The organism is Streptosporangium sp. NPDC050855, from assembly GCF_044456585.1.
Classification (GTDB): domain Bacteria; phylum Actinomycetota; class Actinomycetes; order Streptosporangiales; family Streptosporangiaceae; genus Streptosporangium; species Streptosporangium longisporum.
This window is the reverse complement of record NZ_JBITFY010000036.1, coordinates 14931-33125: the sequence shown is the minus strand read 5'-3', so window position 1 is coordinate 33125 and position 18195 is coordinate 14931. Positions and strand designations below refer to the sequence as shown.

Below are 18195 nucleotides of genomic sequence, written 5' to 3'. Positions count from 1 at the left end.
TATGACCCCGGCCGAGCGAGCCCTCCGCGGCCGCATGGGAGCCCACCTCTCTTGGGCCAACACTGCCGACCCCCAGGCCCGCACCAAGCCTGGCCGGGACGCGTTCCTCGCCCGCTTCGAGCGCGAGGTCGACCCCGAGGGCGTGCTCCCCATCGAGGAGCGCAAACGCCGCGCCGAATCGCTGCGCAAGGCATACATGCAGAAACTCGCTCTGGCCAGCGCACAGAAGCGCCGCGAGAACCGCACCCAAAAGAAATGCGGCCGGACGGCGTGAACAAACTTGCGCTGACCGAGTCCCCGAGCCTGCGCGCCGCGCAGCGCACCTACTGGGCCGCGGATGCCCGCGTTCAGGAGGTGACCGACGCTCTGCCGTCGCCGCAGGAAGCCCTGGAAGGCGCCCAGACGGAAGAGCAAGGGGGAAGGCTGGCCCGGGTGCCCGAAGAGCGCCTGCTCGCGCTGGAGGCGCTGAACAGGCACCCGTGGTGGCAGCAGGACGAGCAGCGGCGAGACCGGTATGCCGCGTGGAAGGCGCTCCAGGAGGCGGCCCGAGGCGACGTCGGGTAGAGAATCCGCTCGCCGTTCTAACTTTTTGATCTGTATGGAGCCCAGGGTGGCCGACCCGGCTAAAAGTGGCATAAGCGGCAAATGGGATGAATCTCCAGTTATTCCTGTTTGGGTAGCCAACTGCAGTCGATCTTGAAGTCGGACAAGATGTGCAGATGACCTCTGGCAGGCTGTGGGCAGTCAGCGCTCTGTTGACATTCGTTATAATCGTAACATTAATTGCTAGGCGCGGCCTTCTTGAACCCGTGGATCAAATTGCAAGCTTCTCGTCGGCTGTCTTAGCCCTAGTATCGCTCGTGTTGGCAATTAAGGGCGCGCCGTCACGGGATGCTCAAACGGGTAACAATTCCAGCTCGTCAGATGTGATCACCTCTCAATCTCCAGGTCGCCTCCGGAGTCTTCGTACGTTCGGGCCAAAGCTGATCACAGGGCTCCTTATACTGATACTCATAGGCGTTTTTGTCGACCCATTAAAATGCTTAAGCTGTGGGCCTCAATTTCCTGGTGCGATTTGCGTAAATTCGAGCATTGGCCTTAAGTGTCTAGTAGTTGAGGATGCCGAGAATAATCCCACCGGGAAGCCGCGGGTGGCGGTAGTCCCTATCGGGGAGCTCGGCAAAGTAACCAATTATGCAGCGCACTCCCGATGGGAATACGTTGGTAAGCAGATCTGTATAAACTACCTAGGGAAAGCTGGTCGTGCATGTATGGTGGCCGCGGAGGTTCACCATGGAGGAGATAGTGCAGCGGGACGCGGAAAACCGCTAGTTGTTGTGGCGCACGAAAAGAATTTTAAAGATGTGGCCCCACAATATCCTACGGAGAATTCAGAATGGACTTTCGATCGCAACACGGGTGAACTTTGTATCAACTATAACGGGATGGGGGCTGCTTGCCTTGTAGCGGAGTCTTTTAAGTCTGGCCCGCAAAAGTATTCGGCTGCCGTAGTTGCTCACCCCAGCCTCTACAGCCATACGATTCCAGACGAAAAGGAAATCTCGTCGGCCACTAGATGGTCGTCATCGATCTTTAATTAGTGTATTAGTGTCCACGCCTACTGGGTGGAAATTGTGAAGGAGAGGGGCATGTCCGGTTCTCCATTTCTACGGTTTCCGTCACACCGCTTCTAAGTGCCCAAGTGGCTTTTTCCTCGGTCAGCGCGGCACTCCACCCACGCCCGCCCGGCCGCCGCGGTCCGCAACCGCTTCGCCCGAAGGTGAGCCGGGCCGACGTCCGCCATCCGAGTGGAGAACAGAGTCCGGACCGCAGCCAGGCTGGTCACCGCATCCGCGGGCGCCGAACTCCACGCGGGCACCCGGGCGGCAACCTGCTCAGCGTCGGCAGGCGTGTGGCCGGCGTCGATCAGCCGCACCACCAGCAGGGCCACGCCCACCCAGGGGGCGCCGTGGCAGGCCATCGACCAGTCGACGATCCAGCACTGGTCGCCGTCGACGAGCAGGTTGCCGGCGTGGAGGTCCGCGTGCAGCAACGCTGGCCCGTCGAGCTCGTCGAGGTTGAGGGCTTTGACGAGCGGCTCGTAGCAGGCGTACTCGGCCGGGGATTCCGCGATGAGCGCCTCAGCCTGCCGAAGCAGCGCGGCGGCTTTGCCGGTGATCGAGGGTGCGTCGGTCCACGGGCACGGGATGGAGATGGCGGCGACCGCTTCCATCACAGCGGGAACGTCCGGGGAGCTGGGGGACAGGTCCGCTTCTTGGCCAGGGGCGTGGTCGAAGAGCAGCACATGCCAGGCGGCCACGTCCTCAGTCCACAGCAGCCGCGGTGCGGGGACGCTGGCGGGGAGGGCTCGGTTGGCGGCTCGTTCGCGCAGCAGGTGCCCTGCGACCGGCGCAGCGGCGGGGGCCGCCTTCACGAAGAAGACGGCCCCCTCGGTGGTGATGTGTGCGGCGATTCCAGAGGTCAGCCCGGCCTCGGCCGATCGAATGTCGACGGCCAGGCCCGTCTGCTCCTGGATAGCCTCACGAGCAGGTTCGGGCAGGTCAACCCACTGCCTTCTATGGTGATTCATAGCGCCTTCTGAGCGAATTTGCTAGCCAACGTCAAGCGCGTCAGCGGACACCGAACTCAATTCGGATGACACAGAGCGTTGGCCATAACACGACGGCAGAAAGCAGCGAAGCTTCCCTAGCCCCAGCAGAGGCTCCGCGGAACGGCGCTACCCAGTCACCGTCTCATCGAGAGACGTTGCCGCAAGTTGCTCGCCGCCTCGGGAACGTCTCCAACATCCAGAAGATCGGAATACGTCTCTAGCAGTTTGAGCTGGGGCTCGATGAACTCCCGGGCTTCCTCAGGCGCAGAATCCGGCACGTGGTACATAGCGACAAATCGATCAACGTCATACCGGCGAATAACGTTCTCGATTCGATACAACAATTCATTAACCGTCTGGACGTTGACCTGCCTTTTAGACATTGACAGTGGCACTCGCTCCATGATGGTCGTGGCCCCGTTCGTGTACCGGTAATCGAACTGCACTGTCGTTTGGACATGCTTCCGAGTGCCTGATACCTCTACAGGGAAAGCGGGTAGACGCTCAATTCTTTTTTCGATATTGGCAGCCTTGAAAACCTCTTTAACCAAACTCTTCAGGTCTCGCGACGCAGCCTGGCCTGGCAGCCGAGGGTGATCTCCGACGAGGCTCTGGAACAGGTCCTCAAGCACCGAACGAGGATCGTCGAACTCTCGTTCGTAGGTGCCCCCCTCTTCGACGTAGAAGTTGTCGAAGGCCCGCCTCCGGCTCAACGAGTCCAGAACCGTCTGCCACGACCCCTCGGTGGCATGGTGCATGAAGTAGTGAACCCATGCCCGATATGTCCGGATTTCGGGTACCAGTTGGCAGGCCAGTTTGTCGTTCAGATCACCAGACACAGAGTCTTGGCCGAAGAAGCGGGCCCAACCCTCTCCGTGATCAAGGAGGACGACCCCCACGTTGCGGGGCTCACGCCGATAGAGGTCGGGCATGTACTTGACGACGAACCATGGACTCGACATCAGCTCTCACCTGCCTCGTTCGCTCCATCGATCATTGGCCATGCACGGACGCTCTTAAACAGGGCCTGGCTGCTTCCAAGGTATTCCAGCAAACGGCTTTTGCGGAATGCCAAAAAACTGACCATTGCGTCACGCTCCGGAGCCGTGATCAGGCCAAACCGGAAGACCTTCGCTGCAGCGTCGCTGATCAACGAGGTCGGTACGGCTGCCACACGTGCCGCCCAGTCAGAGGCATGCTCGACTGTGGAGATGTCTCTGACGAGACAGTGCCCGTCCAGACATGGTTGATTCCTGGCGTTGCCCAACTCCTGCACAGCGCGCCCTGGAGTACAACCGAGAAGCGCTGTGTCATGATCAAAAACCGCCCCGCCCTCTTCGGGACGGTAGACCAGGTTCCCTTCGTGCCGGTCAATGCCGTTCCGAACCCACATGTCGAACATGATCACGCCCATGCAGAACTTTGGATCTTGCTCCACCAGTTGGGAGGCGATCACGGGCGGAAGGCTGACTCCTTCGGGCTTGAACATCATGCAGACGTAGCCGATTCGCCCGTCAGCAAGCTCCACAAGCTCACCTGGAGGGACGGGCAACCCTATAGCGTAGGCAAGCCTCGCCGTGACGTATTCGTTAGCCACAGCGTAGGGGCGGTCGTCGTTGTTCAGCTTGACCGCAGTCTCGATGCGCGCCAGCAGTGCGTCGCCAGTTGCGTCGGGGAGCGGTCCCCGAATGGACTCGATGACGAAGTATCCGGGCGACATGCGCTTGGGGCGAGGCAGGTCACGCACCTCCTCTTGTGGCAAACGTCATGGCCTTAGTACAGCGGAGATCGCCGGGCGGGCGTTACACCTTTGCGGAATAGTCGTGCCCGCGTGGCGCAGGAGGCCGATGCACTCCACCCAGCATGATCTCCGCCGCGTCCTCCTCGCTCCCGCCCACCGCCAGCTCCAGCCGGGCCCGGGCCGCGTCAGCATCGAGGCGGGTCAGGGCGGCGGTGATGGCGCTCAGCTCAGGATCCATGCCGCCCATGCTGGCCCCGGCCGCTGATCGTCCGCAGCCGGTTCCGGGTGACCGCCCCCGCTGGAGGCGGCCGCCCGGGCGAGGAGACGCCGGCCCGGTCAGCCGCACGCTGATGGGCCTCACCCTGTAAGACGCCGGCCAGGGTCGGGCGGTTGGCCCGAACCCGAATCTGGCTCGGACGCAACGAAAGCCCCGCCCCAGGAGCAAGGCAAGGCCTTCGCGCCAGCTCCTACCGGCAGTCGACCCACTCCTGCCGGGAGCTGTTGTATGCGCAGGAGTCGACGAGCTTCCCGGTCGAGTTGTGGACGTACCCGGTGTCCGAGGTCTGGTTCCAGATATAGGAGAACGTCCCCTGCCCGCCGCGACCCCAGTAGCGGTTGGCGGCAGTGTTCGATCCCCGGCCGGTCCGCACGGTGACGGTCTTGCCCGTGCTGAGGACGAACGGGCTGAACGTGTACACGTGGTCCGATCGGTTCGTCTTGTCACGGAGCGTCCACCCCCGAAGGTTGATCGCCCTCCGAGTGGTGTTCTTGAGCTGGATCCACTCCCCGTTCAGGCTGAGGTTCGCGCCGTTATCCGGCGACCCCGGCGAGTTGTAGTGGATCCGCACGATCTGGATCGCAGGCACCGCGGCGGCCTGCGCCGGCGCGACGGGGACGAGCGCCAGGGCCAACGCGGCGGACAAGGCCAGAGGGAGGGAGCGCACCATTGGATCCTCAAGCTGGAAGGGATGGGGCAATGGTGAGACGGCCTACCCGGACAGGCGGTTGACCGGTGAACGTCGTTCTGTTGGCACCCCAAGACGCGACAACGCTCACGAGAGGCAAAAGCACCGCACGCGTGATGGTGAAGCCGAACCTTAGGCTGCCGGCAGGGGGCATTACCGTGCTTCGTGGTCAGGGAAATGGCAGGTATTCGAAGGGTCGTGTTTCACGACCCTTGCCGCGCGATCGGCAACCGCGAGTCACCAACCTCGCCCCCTCCCCGAACGCGAGGGGCTCAGATGGGACAGGTGTTCCACCTGGAACATCTGAAGATGATTACTGCGAAATTCGAGAACCTCAAGGACGCCGCCACCCACGCCACCCACACCCTCGTCGCCCAGGCGGCCATGGGCTGGATGTACCGGGGCGACCTCGAGGCCGCCCGGCGCGAGGTCGCGAAGCTGCCGGCCGACCAGCTTCCCGGACTGTCCGCCGCGGCCGCCGCGCTGGCGGCGCTCGCCGACGAGGAGATGACCCGCCGTACCTAGCTCAGCTGCTCCAACAACACGACTTGATTTCAGTAGATGACATTTGGCTGATTCGCTCCTTGTCAAACAGCATCGACGAGTGGAATGGCGGCATGTCGGACAAGTGGGTGAAGCGGGCACTGGTAGGCGTGGCTCTCGGGGCCGCAGCGATGCGAATGATGCGATCTTGCCCTCAAGCACCTGCCCGCCCCGAACCAGAACCCTCAGGCGTTGAGAAATCCTCAACGCCCGAAGAACCTGAGCCGGTCACGTTCCAACCAAGGAGACGGCGGCTCTGGATCTTCGTAGTGATCGCGACCCTGTGCATGTCTGCTGCCTCGGGAGTGTCGGCGCTGAACGTGGCGGTACCGGACTGGGTGCGCTGGGTCTGCTTCGGCATCGCGCTGACGGGGGTCGTCTCGCTGGCGCTCGCGCTCCTGCTTGGCCCAGGAGCGCGCCGCCTGGCCGGAGAGCGGCGTCCACTTACCGACGAAGATCGACGCGAGCTGTCAGCTCACGAACGCGTTGAAGCGATCAACGCCGCCCGCCACACCCTGATCCAAGCCGCGACTGGCCTAGTCGTGATCGGTGGCGTCGTGTTCACTGCTCAGGGCCTGTGGTACACCGCTCAAAGCCTCGAAACCTCCCGCCAAGCCCAAAGCATCGCCGAGCAAGGGCAGATCACCGACCGCTATACCAAAGCCGTCGAACAACTCGGCTCCACCAAAGACGACGTTCGCTTGGGTGGAATTTACGCGTTGGAGCGACTGGCGAACGACTCCCCCCGCGATAAGCAAACGATCTACGACGTGCTCACCGCTTTTGTCCGACAGCATGACCCCAAACCCACAGCCAGGCTCCCGAAGGAACCGGCAACCGATGTTCAAGCGGCACTAACGGTCTTCGGCCGCAGGAAAATAGTTAATCACCCTGATCTCTACGTCGCTGTCGTCCGCTTCGATTTGAGGGAGGTGCGCATCAAAGGCGCCAATCTACGTCGCGCAAGCCTAATCCGCACCGATCTTCGCAAGGCTAACCTGAGAGATGCCGGTCTGAACGGCGCGGACTTGCGCAACGCGGACCTGAATAGTTCAAATCTGAGCTACGCGGACTTGAGCTACGCGGACCTGGACGGCGCATATCTAAGCGGCGCGGACTTGAGCGGCGCGGACTTGAGCGGCGCAAGCTTACGTGGCGTTGACCTGCGCGGTCTGAGGCTGAACGGCACGGACCTGGGTGGCACAGACTTGCGTGGCGCAGATCTGCGTGGCATGGACTTACGCCGTGTGGATCTAAGCGTTGCAGACTTGCGTAACGCGAACTTGAGCGGCGCGAACCTGATCAGCACGGATTTGCACGACACGGATCTTAGTGGCGCGGATCTGCGCGGAAGCCTCGGTCTATCAGAAAGAAGCACACGCGTAATTGCCAAAACAGATGCAAACACCCTTTTTGGCCCAATGCCAGCTGAGTAGCCGCAGGTAGTTCACCACCTGTACCTGACGCTTTGACAGCATTTTGAGTGGCCGACTGTCTGCTTCGCCGTGCAGGAACCGTGACCATGGCGAGTGTCCTGGCGGCAGGGGGGCGACTGCCAGCATCAGCCAGCCTGCCGACTCTTCGTACCGGATGTACGCGACCCGGCCGCGCCGACCGTGAAAGAGCTCGCCTTCGGCATCGTCATCGGCGAGGAGACGTGACCGCCGACCTCGTGCCCGAGGCCCGGCGCGCGCACGAGTTGGCGCGTTCATCGAGGCACGCTACGCCGAAGACGAGCGGGTCGCGCGGGCAGATTCTGGCCACAGCCAGGAATGGCACACCGAGGTCGCCCGCGAAGACCCATACGACGAGAGCCGCGCGTGCGTCTGCAGCGGCCAGGGCGACGTCATCACGCACGGCGTGGCCGTCGAGCGGGCCGACCACATCGCGTACTACGACCCGTCCCGCCGTCGAGCAGCTCGTTGCGCCCCTGGTGGCATGCAGGGGTCCCACCCAGATAACCGCGATTCTCACTTCAAGATCATCTTCTGAGCCGTGCCGCGTCGGCTCCGGAGCTGAGCAGGCCTTACCCCTCTTCGGGCTGTTTCTTGCTGCCCTTGACCGTCACTCCCCAGCGCTTCCGGAGCCACTGGACACCCTGAGCGACAGCGGTGATCTCCACGAGGCCAGTGAAGAACGCCGTTCCCCACCCTTGGGAGTGGTAGATGTTCACCACGGCGAGAGCGATGACGATGCCCAGCGGGCCCCACGTGCGCGCCTCGGTCGTCAGCATCCAGCAGGCGGCCCGCCAGAGCGGGCCGGTCAGGTCGGCCAGGCGCATCCGCAAAGCCGCCCACACCAGCCCCGAGGCGTAACGGACGGGCTTGGGACTCCGCTCCAAGTCGGCGGCCCATTCCAAGAGACGCCAGCCCCGAGACCGGCCACTGATGAACGCTGCCATACTCAACAAGCGTTGAGATGTTATAGCTGAAATTGGATTGGAAATAGCTTCGTCTTCAAAGGATGCAATTAACAGTTGCCCCATATATGTAGTGCCGACTGCCGCAGAAGTTATTAATGTGGCCAACGAGAAACTGCTGTCTTTGAGGCCGGGATCTCCTGCAGCCACTTTGACAAGAAGGGCAACTAATCCCATAGTGCCCGCGCCATAAGCAATAAGGGCGATGCGGTTGCGTGCAGGCATGCATTTTACCTCCTCAAAGAGGAGGCCGAAGAGGTGTTCTCGGTTTCCCTTCATGCTCACGTAGCGCCCCCTGTGGGACGGATCTTGCCGAGTCCCCAACGGGGAGCCCGTCGAGTGGCCTGTGCGGCGGCGTACTGCTGACGGCCGGTGCCGGATACGACGTAGAGGCGGCGGCGCGGCCGGTCAGTGGGCGTTACGGCCTCCCAGTAGCCATCGACGTATCCCGCTTTTTCGAGGCGCTCCAAGATCGGATAAACGGTACCGGGACCGAGACCTGTTTCCTCGCATATGCGGTATCCCCAGGGCGGATCATCTGGGCCCGCCGAGAGAAGCAGCTCCAGGACTGCGCGCGTCGGCATGGTCATCCGGATGGGCGGCTGGGCGGGCGAGTTCGTCATGTGATCACCTCGTCTCTTCATAGACCCTATATCGAGAACGATACGTCACGTCTGTTGGTTCCACGCCCCTTCCGACCAATCCGCTTCTCAAGGAGACACATGTCCGCCAGCATCGTGGAGCAGACGTATCGCCTGGTCGAGGTCGACCGGCTCGTCCCTCATCCAGAGAACCCCATGCTCGCGTCCGATACTGATCGCGCGCAGGCAGACACGCCCTCCGACCTGTTACCCGTCTGGCATAAGAAAGCCCCCGCCAGCACAAGACCGACGGGGGCGTCGCCACCCCGTGTGTTCGGGTAACCAGCCCGAGGGGCAGCGACTTATCCCAACCACGCTAGGAAGGAATGCCTACAGCTTACGCAGTGGCACGAGAGGCGATCCGGCAGATGCGCTGATGCGACAAGCTCAGCGCGTTGCCCCTCAGCTGGCTTAGCTGCGCAGGGACAGGCTGTCCCTCCGCACACCGGAGGAACGATTCATTTTCCCCGTCTCTGCCTGGCGCGCCAACGGTCACACGCCGATTGGGACGAGGCCGTCCTTCGCCCAGCTCGACGAGGGGTAGCGAGACGCGACCCTCTCGGTGACCTGGGGAAACGGGCGCCCGTTTTGAGGGTGTCAGCGGCGATACCCTCAACACCGGCCGACGCCTCGAGCTTCCTCAGCGTGAACGGCTCCGCCGTGGTGCTCACGGAAGCCCTCGACACCTACGGCTGCGGCGAGACGATCACCCTGTACGACGGCGAGTGGTTCCACGTCTTCAACCCGGCCCTGGTCGGCGCCGACGACCACGACGCCGCCCCCTGACCCGCCCCGCGAACGGGGCGCCCACCACATCGGCAGGCGCCCCCCTTTCCCGGCTGTTCAGTCCGGATCATCCCCTTCCGAGCGGCGCCCATCCTGCGTGGAGTCGCAGCCGCGGGCGACACTCGGGAAGCTGTCAGGCTCCCCAACGTACGTCAGACCGAGGAGGAGGGACATCAGAGCGAACCCGGACAACCCCATTATTGGCATGAAGTCCGTGGAAAGCGAAGAGTAGGAGAGGGTCATGACCCTGCCTGTCGCACCAAGCGCCAAGCCGACCGAGCAGGCCAACATCTCCACCCTCCTAACGACTATGTACCAGGGCCGGTCAACGTATGCGATAGCGACCTGAACAATCCCGCCGAGCATGAGAATGACGCCGCCGGTCATGGACCACGTCGTCTGAACCGGCCAAGTGACGGGGTCGATCCCGTAGACCAACCCTCCCAGGGCGATCGTCACTATTCCCCCGCCGATACGCTCGCAGACTTCGAGATCGGGGGCACTCCCACGCCTGCGCAGGCCGCCCACTGCCCCGGCCGCGAGGAACGCCAGCGCCGTGAGTAGCTTGAACAGCTTGCCTGGACGATCGTTGATGTAGGCGGCGAAGACTTCGCTGCGCTCCTCGGCGCGGGGGGAGGCCCCGTACTGGAGGCGGGCGGCCAGAGCCACCAGCCTGACAGCGAGCCACGGGCACAGGTCGAACATTTCGTTCGCGACGAGGCCCAGAACGATGGCGAGGATGATTTGTGCAGCGCTCATCCGATGCTCCCCATGCCGAGCCCCAGCCAGCGAATGAAGGCCGTCCCAGGTGCTGCGAGTCCGGGGTGAGCCCGACCGGTAGCGGGACGTCGCTGGGCCAGGATCGAGCGTGCTTCCACCGCACCTGTAGGGGTGAGCGTGTACAGCTTGCGCCGCGGCTTATTGGGCTGAGGGTTGTCCTCCCACCGGCCGCGGACCCAGCCGGCGTCCTCAAGGCGGTCGATCACGCCGTAGATCGTGGGGCCGGAGCGGCCGGTCATCTTCGCCATGGCCCAGCCATGCAGCTCGGACTTTTCCTGGAGGGCTTGAAGGAGTACCTCCAAGACGTCGAGCAGCGGGCCCGTGACCCGCTCTGGAACACTCATAACCCTTATCTTACCTAAGTCGAATTAGGTCGGCGCGGACGCGAACGAACGCCTTAGCCAGCGCGACCACGACCGCCCTCGGCTCAGACTTCGGCGATCAGGCTGATGCACACGCCGGCCACGACACGCCGCGGCCCGCTCATCAACGCCACCCCGGCCGGGCCGGGCCGCCACGGTTCGCCCGAACCTGCTGCTTCCACCCGTCGACCGGGTCGAACAGCCAGTCATACGCTTCGTCGTCGGACAGCTCATCCACCGTCCGCGGATCCGGAGCGGATGCGGCCGCAACCTGCTGGTGGTACTTCTCCCACTCCGCCGACGACGAGAGCCGACCGGCGGCCACCTGCCACTCGTCGACCCGCAGCCGGTAGTCGTAGTTGCCGGCGTGGCTCATGACGCCGTCGGCCTGCGCGGCAATCTCCCCATCCGGCCCGCTGTAGGCCTCCAGAAGCTCCGCCGCCTTGCCCCGGTCTGTCTCCCCGGCGACCGCGTGCCGGGCGTACCAGGGCACGCTCAACAGCGCGGAGGGGTCGATGCCGCTCGAGGTGAACGGCGGCAGATCACCCGCCGTGAACAAGGTGGGCGGCATCGTCGCGTGCGCGTCCAGGTACGCGCCGCCCCCGTTCGCCTGCGCGGCGGCCACCAGCGGGTTACGGGACGCATCCACCCGGGGAAGCCGACGCTTCGCCGGCGCCTTCGGAGTGTTCGCCGCCTTCAGATCCGCCGGGCGGGCGGCGCGGGCCCGGATGATGTCCTCGTACACGATCTGCCCGTTCGGCCCGGTGCCCTGCACCGTCGCCATATCCACGTTCAGCAGCCGAGCCTGATCCGCCAGCTTCGCCGCGGCCTGGCGGCTGGCCCGCAGCACATCCACATACCGCACCGCGCCCCCCGGGCCAGTGCCGGGAACCGTCGACATGTCGACGTTGAGGCGGGCGGCGACCTTCGCAACCTCCCCCACCGGCATCTGGGGGGCGGAACCTGCGTTACCGGTCTTCGGCTTCTCCGTCATGCGACCTGCCAACCCGTCGGGCGGAGCGGCGCTCCGCGTACTCCTCGAGGTCGGCCCAATCGATCACCCAACAGCCCGCAACCCGCTCGGCCTGCAACGCACCCCGGGAACACAGATCCCGCACCCCGCGGTCTGTGATCCCGAGGTACATCGCCGCAGAGCCGGCACCGACAAGATGCGAAGGAGGAGCATCCTGAGGTGCTGCGATGGGACCAACCAGGGCCGAAGGTGACAGGCCCGGATCAGCCGGAACTTCCGCACTTCCGGCCACGGAAGCCGCCCGGTGGATGAGGGCTTGCAGGTACTCCCGAAGCATCGGCGGCGGCGCGATCCCATCCAAAGCCGCCGCCCGAATCTGAGCCCGAACCGCACGCGCGGTGAACAACGCCAGCTCGTCCGAGATGAACATGCCGCCCCCCGGCAACTCCACCCACGGCCGCCCCGCCTCGCTCACCACGACCTCCCCGCCGGCGGCCCGGAATCCGGCAGCGGACGCAACGCGCCCGGCCGCAACGTCAACCCGATCGGACACGCGTTCTCAAACGCCACCAGCTCCGCCCGCGACCGCCACCGGCCGCAATGCGACTCACACAGCAGCCGCCCGTCCTCGCCCTGCGCAACCTCGACATGCGGCTGCAGCAGACGAGCCCAAGACGGCACCGGGGCGAGCAGCGCCACCGGACGCACCCGGGCCACCACCCGCGTCCCCCCGACCGCCACCACCCGCCCGCGGGCGTCGTGGAAGACGTCCTCGCCGTCCACGTTCCGACCCACCAGCCGCCGCACCTCAACCACCAGACCCTGCCCCCGGCGGCGCGTCGAGCAGGGCCAGGTGCTCGAGGGTGAGGGTCTCCAACCAGGCGGCGACCTCCGCCGGCGCCCGGCCCCGCACCGCCTGCAACGCCAGGCAGGCGGCGACCCGGGCCACGTCGACGGAGTCCAGGTCCTGCAACCCGGCGCGGATCGTGCTCAACGCCAGATCCGGGACATGGGCGTGAGCCGCCAGCTCGAGGGCGAACACCGCCCGGTCGAGAACCTCAGCGCTCGACAGCGAGCCGTCAGCCATGATCCACCCCTGCGACGGCTGCGATCTGGGCGGGGACGATCTGTTCCATCCATTCCGGCCACGCCCGCCGGATCGCATCGGCGTGCACGGAACCGTCCAGAACAGCCAGAACCCGGGCCCGGTACTCGTCGAGGGAACCGCGGATCACGTCCGCGAGCATCACGCCCTGCTGCTCGGCCAGGCGCACCTGCTGTTCCGCAATCCCCATGTCGTGTGCGGCCTTCGCGTACCTCACCACCCGGTCACGCTCCTGCCCCTCGAGCGCGGTCAGCGCCCGCACCGACTCGCCGGTCACGTAGATGCCGATGTCCTTCGCCGCGCTGCGGGTGTGCCCCACCAGTCCGCGGCCGGGGCCAAGCGCGGGATCCTCGCCACCCGGCCCGCCGGGGCCCGCGTCGGCCTGCTCCTGCGCCGCGGTGAACTGCTGGCGCAGCAGGCCCGCGTACAGGTGGGCGCGTAGCCACGAAACCTGCAGCATCCCCATCACGGCTTCGTTGTGGGAGATCACCGGCCGGCCCGTCAACGCCGACCAGGCGGTCACCGCCTCACCCTTCGCCTTCGCCACGTCCAACGGTTCGCCGGCGTGCATCCGGCACCGATCCACCCCGGCGATCGCGATGCCATGGCAGACCGGCGCGACCTTCGTCCGCTTGCTGCACTCCCACCGACCGTGGTGCTCACACCACACCGCCCCGCCACGCATGGGGTCGTCCTCACGCATGGGGTCCCCGCTCCGCCCGGCTCCGCTCGGCGGCCAGGCGGTTGAGCGTCGCCGGCAGCAGCCCGGCGACGCCGTGGGTGGCGAGGTTCTCTTTCAGGGCTCTGTCTGCGTGCCTGGTCCAGGTGGGCGGCATTTGGAAGTCGGCTGCATTGCCGCTGTCTCCGCACTGGCGTTGGACTTCGGCCCGGAACTCTTCGGCGGTGACGCCGAGCAGGAGGGCCATGCCTTCGACGGTGGGGTGGGCGATGCCGTCGATGGTGCTGTACGGCTTTTCGGTGGTGCGTAGGTAGCCGAGGGTTCGGCGGGCGGCGGTGGAGGCGTTGCCGCCGGTGTGGAGGGCAAGGGCGTAGTCGAAGTGAGCGACGCGGAGGTCGAGGTCTCGGAGGGTGGGGTTGGTTTCTTGGTGGGCGGTGACGACGTCGTGGTTGTACTGGTCGATGGCGGCTTGTTCCCAGTCGGCGAGGTGTTCGCCGGCGTCGGCGAGGGCGTCGATGAGATGGGTGGGGATGATGCGGGGGATGGTGTCGATGTCTCGCGGGGCGAGGTTCATAAGTTGGTCTCCTTCGCAGGGGTAGGGGCCGTTTTCCAACCGCATTGGGTATCCGGTGTCGACTCTTCTACCTGGGGTTTTCTGGGGTGATGGCACGGGGATGGCACAGCTTTCAAGATCGCGTAGAGCGTCTGTGCGACCTCAGCGGCGGCGGTCATGCGTCGGCCGGGACGGGCCAGTACCGGCAGGGCTCGCAGACGCCGACCTGGTAGACGAACCCGCCATGGGACGCGGCGGTCGACCAGATGGCGCCACTGCTGGGGACGACCACGCCGCACGCATCACAGGTTCGATCCCGGGCGGATCCCTTGGGGAGCTGCAGCAGGTGGGCGCATGCCGCACACACCACCAGGCCGGGCTTCCACGCGGCGGCCAACACGGGTTGGGGCCTCATCACGTTCGGGCTGTGCATGCAGGTGGACGCCTGCCCGGCGGCCCATCGGGCGAGGGTGTCGAGGAGTCCGAGCCGCACCCAGTCGGGGTGGTCGACGAGGTTGAGGTGGAGAGCGTTGCTGCCGGCGGCGGCCGCGGCGGCGGTGAGAACGCTGTTGGTGTCGCGGGTGGCGGCGTCGGCTTGGTCGAGGATCCATCCGTGGCCGGCGGCGTGGATGCGGGTCTGGACGTCCTTGACGATGTCGGCGATGTCGGGGCGGTGGAGCAGCTCGTCGAACGCGAGAGCAAGGTTCATGAGTTGTGATCTCCGGTGCGATAGTCAGGGGGTGGCGGGGAGCGGCTTGCAGCCGTCGTGCCGGGTCGATCCGCGCTTGCGCACCATCGTGCGAAGGCAGACATCGCAGAGCGCGGTGGGCCCGTCTTTCGTCTCACCAGCCCCACCTCCCCCCTCTCTAAGAGAGGGAGAGGGGGGAGGAAGGTCTAGCGATGGCTCCCCCCACCTCCCCCCAGCGTTTCCGGGGGAGGTCTGACCAGTGGAAATGTGATTACCTCCCCCGGATTTGGGGGGATGTGATGCTTCAAGATCGCGGGGGAGGTTCGGGGGGAGGTCCCCCGAGCGGCTCTTACGGATCTTCACGGCCTGCTCGATCTTGTCCTTACGGGCCCGGATTCCGAGCGTCGCGCATGCTTCGATCGTCTTCGGGCCGCCGAAGATCGGGACGCCCGCCCGGTCGAGTTGTGCCGCGATCCATTCCGGGCTGCCGTGCTCGAGCTCGTTCGGATCCGCGGCTTGCGGGATCAGCACGACGGACGTGGCCGGGCTGCCGTCTTCCTTGGCCTCGCCGTCCAGCTTGATCTGCTTGAGCGCGAAGACAAGGTCAGCGGCTTCTTCGTCGTCCTTCTGCTTGCCTGTCCGCAGCGTGACCTTCGAGTCGAGCCCGCGGCCCGTCCGGGTAACGCCCAGCTCGGTCTGCATCGCGCCCTTGACCGCGGACGCTCCCCGGCCGCGCTCAGACTGCTCATGACCGCTGTGATGAACAACGAGAACGCAGGCGCCGGTGGCCGCGCGGAGCTGCTCCATGCGGTCAACGACGACGCCCATGTCCTTGTTGCTGTTCTCCTCGACACCCACCGTCACCCGGGCCTGTGTGTCGATGACGATCAGCGCGGGGTTGAGTCGTCGACACGCTTCGATGAGGATGAGCCACTCGTCATCGAGAGTCTGGACGGGGCGGGGCAGGAACTTGACGCCGGTCATCTTGCGGCCGTGGTGCTGCTCCCACGCTCGCTTGCGCTTGCCCATACCGCGGGCGCCCTCGGCGACGAGGTAGATGACCAGGCCCTGCCGGACGTGCTTACCGTGCCAGTCCAGGCCCGTGCCAACGGATCCGGCGAGGCTGAGGACGATGAACGACTTGAAGACCCCGGAGGGTCCGTAGAGGCGCGTGAGCGTGTCGAGGAACAGGACATCGTTAACGAGCGGGGCCAGGGGCGGGAGGTCGTCCAGGTCGCTGGAGTCGAGCAGTTCGGCGATGAGGGCGTTGACTCGATCTTCGATGCCACCGGGGATGTCCTCTGGCCATTCGGCTTGCTCGTTGTCTTCCGGCTCCGAGGGCGTCGCGGGTGGTTCCTCGGCAGGTTCGTCGGTGGCGTCCACCCGGATGAGGTCGGTGATCGGGAGCCGCGCGGCCAGGTGGTCGGAGACGTCCTTGCCGACGGCGGGCAGGTAGATCCGATGCGAGATACCGGCCCGGGTCAGGGAGGCTGAGACCTTCCGCGCGTGCTTGAGCCCGGTGCCGTCGAGGTCGTTGTCGGCGATGATGCGCACCTCGGACACGCCGTGAAGCATCTGCGTGTAGCGCTCTTGCCAGCCCATTCCGGTGCCGCCGGGCATGGTGGTGACGACGTACCCGGTGGCGGCGGCGACGCTGTCGACGTCGGTTTCGCCTTCGCACAGGACGACCATGCCGCCGGCCTCGGCCTGGGCGCGCACCTCCGGCAGGTTGAGCAGGACGCGCTCTTCCTTCGGCGGATGATTGTGCCGCCCGTCGGGGAGTCGCGGCCGGAACGCCTTCGGCACGAACTTGTCGACGTACTGGACGACGTGCCCGTCGGCTCCGCGGTACGTCCAGGACTTGACCGGCTCGCCGCGGCCCGACCCCTTGGCCTTCGGCTCGTCGTACAGCTCAGCCTCGGAGATGCCGAGGGCGGCATAGAAGTCGGTGTTGCCCTGGCATTTGTGGCACCAGGCCACCACGTTCTTGTTGTTGCCGATCTTGATGGAGACGGTGTCGGGGCTGTCGCCGCCGTGGCAGATGCCGCGGGTGCGCACCTCGCCGCCGCGGGAGAGGGCGTGCTCTCCCGCACTGTGCAGGGCCTCCATCAGCCTTTCGAACGCGCTCACCGGCTGTACGCCTCCGCGAGGTTGCCGAGCTGGCGAATCTGGTCGAGGTGTTCGACGCCCTGGCCGTGGCCGGGCGCCCGGCGGGCCGCCTCGAGGGCACTGGCAGTCATCAGCTGGTCTCGTCTCGGGGCGGAGGGATCATGAGCAGGAAGGGGCCGTAGCGGTCGGCTTCGGCGTCGAGCAGGTAGTCGACCTCCCGGTGCAGGGTGAGGCGGAGCAGCTCGAGGTTCTCGATCGCGCCGACCGGGGTGGCGGCGAGCTCGGCGGCGCGGGCCCGGCCGGTGATGCCGGTCCGGCACGCGGTGTACGCCGCGGCGTACGGGGCGAGGTGCCCCCGTTGGCCGCTCACGACGCCACCTCGACCCGGGCCGGGGCCTCGAGGTAGTAGTCACCGCGCCCGCATCCGGCGGTGCGCAGGTCGGCGGCGGGCTGCTCGGTGTCGCCGCGGTGAACGTGGCTGCCCCGGCAGTAGGGGCAGACCTCGACGACCGACAGCCAGCAGGTTCGGCGGCCGGCGGGCGCGTAGGCGACGGCGGTGACAGCGATGCCTCGGTGGCTTACGATCGAGGTGGTGATGGTGCTGATGGGCACTGATCTTGTGGGCCGACCTCCGTTGTGGCGACGGGGGTCGGCTTCTTTCATGTCAGGGGGCATCGTTGCCTCCGCCGCTGGTCGAGCTGTAGAGCAGCACGACGAGATCGTGTGTGGGGATCTTGATTTTTCGACCGAGGCGAAGGGCCCTAGTCGGCCACTCCTTCCGGCGGATGAGCTCGTAAGCGAGCCACGGGGAGACGTCCAGCACGGAGGCGGCGGTCTCGACGTTCGTGGTGGGACCGAGCGCTTCGATCGCCTCTCGGGTCCAAGTGGCCTTCATCGACTGACTGCTTCGGCGAGGGCGTCAAGGAGTCGCCGGTAGGCGATGGCGTGTTCCAAGCGGGGTTCGGCTTTCCCCTGCTCCCAGCGCAGCACGGTCATCGGGCTCACGTTGAGAACAGAAGCGAGGTCGCGGAGGGTCGCCCGCGAACTGCGTCGAACCCGTCGCCGGACCGAGGGCGGAGGGAGCTGTGCGGCTCGCACCCGGTCCACAAGCAGGGCATCCCGTTTCACTGCCGCCTCTCCGGGATCGACAGCCACCACTTTCGATGTCATGGCAGGGACACTACCCATGATCGGGAGTGATAGCAACGACTCCCGGATGTGTGGCGTTCGTTGACGGGAT

The 18195-nt window shown here is 65.5% G+C and carries 26 protein-coding genes; 6 read left to right on the top strand and 20 right to left on the bottom strand.

The window, feature by feature from the left end; genetic code table 11:
* The first annotated feature begins 1 nt into the window (after position 1).
* Positions 2–274 carry a hypothetical protein gene (locus ACIBCT_RS38845; RefSeq protein ID WP_399197035.1) on the top strand — a complete coding sequence of 91 codons (273 nt, stop codon included), beginning with the start codon at positions 2–4 and terminating at the stop codon, positions 272–274.
* A complete protein-coding gene (locus tag ACIBCT_RS38840) occupies positions 271–564 on the top strand; it encodes a hypothetical protein (RefSeq protein ID WP_399197034.1) in 294 nt (97 codons plus the stop codon). The genes ACIBCT_RS38845 and ACIBCT_RS38840 overlap by 4 nt, the downstream gene beginning before the upstream one ends.
* A gap of 1126 nt (positions 565–1690) precedes the next feature.
* Here the strand turns inward: ACIBCT_RS38840 and ACIBCT_RS38835 are convergent.
* The 5 genes from ACIBCT_RS38835 to ACIBCT_RS38815 all read right to left on the bottom strand — a co-directional run bounded on the left by ACIBCT_RS38835 (position 1691) and on the right by ACIBCT_RS38815 (position 5275).
* On the bottom strand, positions 1691–2590 hold the full coding sequence (locus ACIBCT_RS38835) for a phosphotransferase family protein (RefSeq protein ID WP_399197033.1): 900 nt from the start codon (positions 2588–2590) through the stop codon (positions 1691–1693).
* A 155-nt stretch (positions 2591–2745) separates the two neighbouring features.
* Positions 2746–3573 carry a hypothetical protein gene (locus ACIBCT_RS38830; protein WP_399197032.1) on the bottom strand — a complete coding sequence of 276 codons (828 nt, stop codon included), beginning with the start codon at positions 3571–3573 and terminating at the stop codon, positions 2746–2748.
* Entirely contained in the window at positions 3573–4358 is a 786-nt protein-coding gene (locus ACIBCT_RS38825; protein WP_399197031.1) for a hypothetical protein, read from the bottom strand. The genes ACIBCT_RS38830 and ACIBCT_RS38825 overlap by 1 nt, the downstream gene beginning before the upstream one ends.
* Positions 4359–4413: 55 nt before the next feature.
* Positions 4414–4590 carry a hypothetical protein gene (locus ACIBCT_RS38820; protein WP_399197030.1) on the bottom strand — a complete coding sequence of 59 codons (177 nt, stop codon included), beginning with the start codon at positions 4588–4590 and terminating at the stop codon, positions 4414–4416.
* Positions 4591–4819: 229 nt separating this feature from the next.
* Entirely contained in the window at positions 4820–5275 is a 456-nt protein-coding gene (locus ACIBCT_RS38815; RefSeq protein WP_399197029.1) for a lamin tail domain-containing protein, read from the bottom strand.
* 318 nt (positions 5276–5593) lie between these two features.
* Between ACIBCT_RS38815 and ACIBCT_RS38810 the strand changes: the two genes are divergently transcribed.
* The 3 genes from ACIBCT_RS38810 (at position 5594) to ACIBCT_RS38800 (ending at position 7852) form a co-directional block, all read left to right on the top strand.
* On the top strand, positions 5594–5842 hold the full coding sequence (locus ACIBCT_RS38810) for a hypothetical protein (RefSeq protein WP_399197028.1): 249 nt from the start codon (positions 5594–5596) through the stop codon (positions 5840–5842).
* A 23-nt stretch (positions 5843–5865) separates the two neighbouring features.
* Entirely contained in the window at positions 5866–7296 is a 1431-nt protein-coding gene (locus tag ACIBCT_RS38805; RefSeq protein ID WP_399197027.1) for a pentapeptide repeat-containing protein, read from the top strand.
* A 274-nt stretch (positions 7297–7570) separates the two neighbouring features.
* Positions 7571–7852, top strand: a complete 282-nt coding sequence (locus ACIBCT_RS38800; RefSeq protein WP_399197056.1) for a hypothetical protein — start codon at positions 7571–7573, stop codon at positions 7850–7852.
* A 34-nt stretch (positions 7853–7886) separates the two neighbouring features.
* Here ACIBCT_RS38800 and ACIBCT_RS38795 read toward each other — a convergent pair whose 3' ends face one another.
* Together ACIBCT_RS38795 and ACIBCT_RS38790 are read right to left on the bottom strand one after the other, a co-directional pair.
* On the bottom strand, positions 7887–8504 hold the full coding sequence (locus ACIBCT_RS38795; protein WP_399197026.1) for a hypothetical protein: 618 nt from the start codon (positions 8502–8504) through the stop codon (positions 7887–7889).
* 56 nt (positions 8505–8560) lie between these two features.
* On the bottom strand, positions 8561–8863 hold the full coding sequence (locus ACIBCT_RS38790; RefSeq protein WP_399197055.1) for a PadR family transcriptional regulator: 303 nt from the start codon (positions 8861–8863) through the stop codon (positions 8561–8563).
* A 702-nt stretch (positions 8864–9565) separates the two neighbouring features.
* On the opposite strand from ACIBCT_RS38790, the gene ACIBCT_RS38785 reads away from it, so the two are divergent.
* Positions 9566–9706, top strand: coding sequence for a hypothetical protein (locus ACIBCT_RS38785; RefSeq protein ID WP_399197025.1), 141 nt, complete (start codon positions 9566–9568; stop codon positions 9704–9706).
* A gap of 57 nt (positions 9707–9763) precedes the next feature.
* Here the strand turns inward: ACIBCT_RS38785 and ACIBCT_RS38780 are convergent, their stop codons facing one another.
* From ACIBCT_RS38780 to ACIBCT_RS38720, 13 genes are all read right to left on the bottom strand, one after another.
* The gene (locus tag ACIBCT_RS38780; protein WP_399197024.1) at positions 9764–10465 is read right to left on the bottom strand and encodes a hypothetical protein; all 702 of its coding nucleotides are present in this window, start codon (positions 10463–10465) and stop codon (positions 9764–9766) included.
* Positions 10462–10830 (bottom strand): PadR family transcriptional regulator, encoded by a 369-nt coding sequence (locus tag ACIBCT_RS38775; protein ID WP_399197023.1) that lies wholly within the window; start codon positions 10828–10830, stop codon positions 10462–10464. The genes ACIBCT_RS38780 and ACIBCT_RS38775 overlap by 4 nt, the downstream gene beginning before the upstream one ends.
* 142 nt (positions 10831–10972) lie before the next feature.
* On the bottom strand, positions 10973–11842 hold the full coding sequence (locus ACIBCT_RS38770) for an E3 binding domain-containing protein (RefSeq protein ID WP_399197022.1): 870 nt from the start codon (positions 11840–11842) through the stop codon (positions 10973–10975).
* Positions 11843–12292: 450 nt separating this feature from the next.
* A complete protein-coding gene (locus ACIBCT_RS38765) occupies positions 12293–12637 on the bottom strand; it encodes a hypothetical protein (protein ID WP_399197021.1) in 345 nt (114 codons plus the stop codon).
* Complete coding sequence (locus ACIBCT_RS38760) at positions 12630–12908, bottom strand: hypothetical protein (protein WP_399197020.1); 279 nt, start codon at positions 12906–12908, stop codon at positions 12630–12632. Before ACIBCT_RS38760 ends, ACIBCT_RS38765 begins: the two co-directional genes overlap by 8 nt.
* Positions 12901–13629, bottom strand: coding sequence for a hypothetical protein (locus tag ACIBCT_RS38755; protein ID WP_399197019.1), 729 nt, complete (start codon positions 13627–13629; stop codon positions 12901–12903). Before ACIBCT_RS38755 ends, ACIBCT_RS38760 begins: the two co-directional genes overlap by 8 nt.
* On the bottom strand, positions 13622–14179 hold the full coding sequence (locus tag ACIBCT_RS38750) for a hypothetical protein (protein ID WP_399197018.1): 558 nt from the start codon (positions 14177–14179) through the stop codon (positions 13622–13624). Before ACIBCT_RS38750 ends, ACIBCT_RS38755 begins: the two co-directional genes overlap by 8 nt.
* 154 nt (positions 14180–14333) lie before the next feature.
* Complete coding sequence (locus ACIBCT_RS38745; protein WP_399197017.1) at positions 14334–14867, bottom strand: hypothetical protein; 534 nt, start codon at positions 14865–14867, stop codon at positions 14334–14336.
* A 24-nt stretch (positions 14868–14891) separates the two neighbouring features.
* Positions 14892–16976: an AAA family ATPase gene (locus ACIBCT_RS38740; protein WP_399197016.1), complete on the bottom strand. Its 2085-nt coding sequence runs from the start codon at positions 16974–16976 to the stop codon at positions 14892–14894.
* A gap of 109 nt (positions 16977–17085) precedes the next feature.
* A complete protein-coding gene (locus tag ACIBCT_RS38735; RefSeq protein ID WP_399197015.1) occupies positions 17086–17325 on the bottom strand; it encodes a hypothetical protein in 240 nt (79 codons plus the stop codon).
* On the bottom strand, positions 17322–17567 hold the full coding sequence (locus tag ACIBCT_RS38730) for a hypothetical protein (protein ID WP_399197014.1): 246 nt from the start codon (positions 17565–17567) through the stop codon (positions 17322–17324). Before ACIBCT_RS38730 ends, ACIBCT_RS38735 begins: the two co-directional genes overlap by 4 nt.
* Before the next feature lie 52 nt (positions 17568–17619).
* Positions 17620–17850, bottom strand: coding sequence for a hypothetical protein (locus ACIBCT_RS38725; protein WP_399197013.1), 231 nt, complete (start codon positions 17848–17850; stop codon positions 17620–17622).
* Positions 17847–18125 (bottom strand): multiprotein-bridging factor 1 family protein, encoded by a 279-nt coding sequence (locus ACIBCT_RS38720; RefSeq protein WP_399197012.1) that lies wholly within the window; start codon positions 18123–18125, stop codon positions 17847–17849. Before ACIBCT_RS38720 ends, ACIBCT_RS38725 begins: the two co-directional genes overlap by 4 nt.
* Between the last annotated feature and the right edge of the window lie 70 nt (positions 18126–18195).

What these genes read in the sequence shown, in the direction of transcription:
- ACIBCT_RS38845 (WP_399197035.1), top strand. Translation starts at nt 2, where the DNA reads ATGACCCCGGCCGAGCGAGCCCTCCGCGGCCGCATGGGAGCCCACCTC.
- ACIBCT_RS38835 (WP_399197033.1), bottom strand. Translation starts at nt 2,590, where the DNA reads ATGAATCACCATAGAAGGCAGTGGGTTGACCTGCCCGAACCTGCTCGT.
- ACIBCT_RS38830 (WP_399197032.1), bottom strand. Translation starts at nt 3,573, where the DNA reads ATGTCGAGTCCATGGTTCGTCGTCAAGTACATGCCCGACCTCTATCGG.
- ACIBCT_RS38820 (WP_399197030.1), bottom strand. Translation starts at nt 4,590, where the DNA reads ATGGATCCTGAGCTGAGCGCCATCACCGCCGCCCTGACCCGCCTCGAT.
- ACIBCT_RS38810 (WP_399197028.1), top strand. Translation starts at nt 5,594, where the DNA reads ATGGGACAGGTGTTCCACCTGGAACATCTGAAGATGATTACTGCGAAA.
- ACIBCT_RS38795 (WP_399197026.1), bottom strand. Translation starts at nt 8,504, where the DNA reads ATGCCTGCACGCAACCGCATCGCCCTTATTGCTTATGGCGCGGGCACT.
- ACIBCT_RS38790 (WP_399197055.1), bottom strand. Translation starts at nt 8,863, where the DNA reads ATGCCGACGCGCGCAGTCCTGGAGCTGCTTCTCTCGGCGGGCCCAGAT.
- ACIBCT_RS38780 (WP_399197024.1), bottom strand. Translation starts at nt 10,465, where the DNA reads ATGAGCGCTGCACAAATCATCCTCGCCATCGTTCTGGGCCTCGTCGCG.
- ACIBCT_RS38775 (WP_399197023.1), bottom strand. Translation starts at nt 10,830, where the DNA reads ATGAGTGTTCCAGAGCGGGTCACGGGCCCGCTGCTCGACGTCTTGGAG.
- ACIBCT_RS38770 (WP_399197022.1), bottom strand. Translation starts at nt 11,842, where the DNA reads ATGACGGAGAAGCCGAAGACCGGTAACGCAGGTTCCGCCCCCCAGATG.
- ACIBCT_RS38760 (WP_399197020.1), bottom strand. Translation starts at nt 12,908, where the DNA reads ATGGCTGACGGCTCGCTGTCGAGCGCTGAGGTTCTCGACCGGGCGGTG.
- ACIBCT_RS38755 (WP_399197019.1), bottom strand. Translation starts at nt 13,629, where the DNA reads ATGCGTGAGGACGACCCCATGCGTGGCGGGGCGGTGTGGTGTGAGCAC.
- ACIBCT_RS38750 (WP_399197018.1), bottom strand. Translation starts at nt 14,179, where the DNA reads ATGAACCTCGCCCCGCGAGACATCGACACCATCCCCCGCATCATCCCC.
- ACIBCT_RS38745 (WP_399197017.1), bottom strand. Translation starts at nt 14,867, where the DNA reads ATGAACCTTGCTCTCGCGTTCGACGAGCTGCTCCACCGCCCCGACATC.
- ACIBCT_RS38725 (WP_399197013.1), bottom strand. Translation starts at nt 17,850, where the DNA reads ATGAAGGCCACTTGGACCCGAGAGGCGATCGAAGCGCTCGGTCCCACC.
- ACIBCT_RS38720 (WP_399197012.1), bottom strand. Translation starts at nt 18,125, where the DNA reads ATGACATCGAAAGTGGTGGCTGTCGATCCCGGAGAGGCGGCAGTGAAA.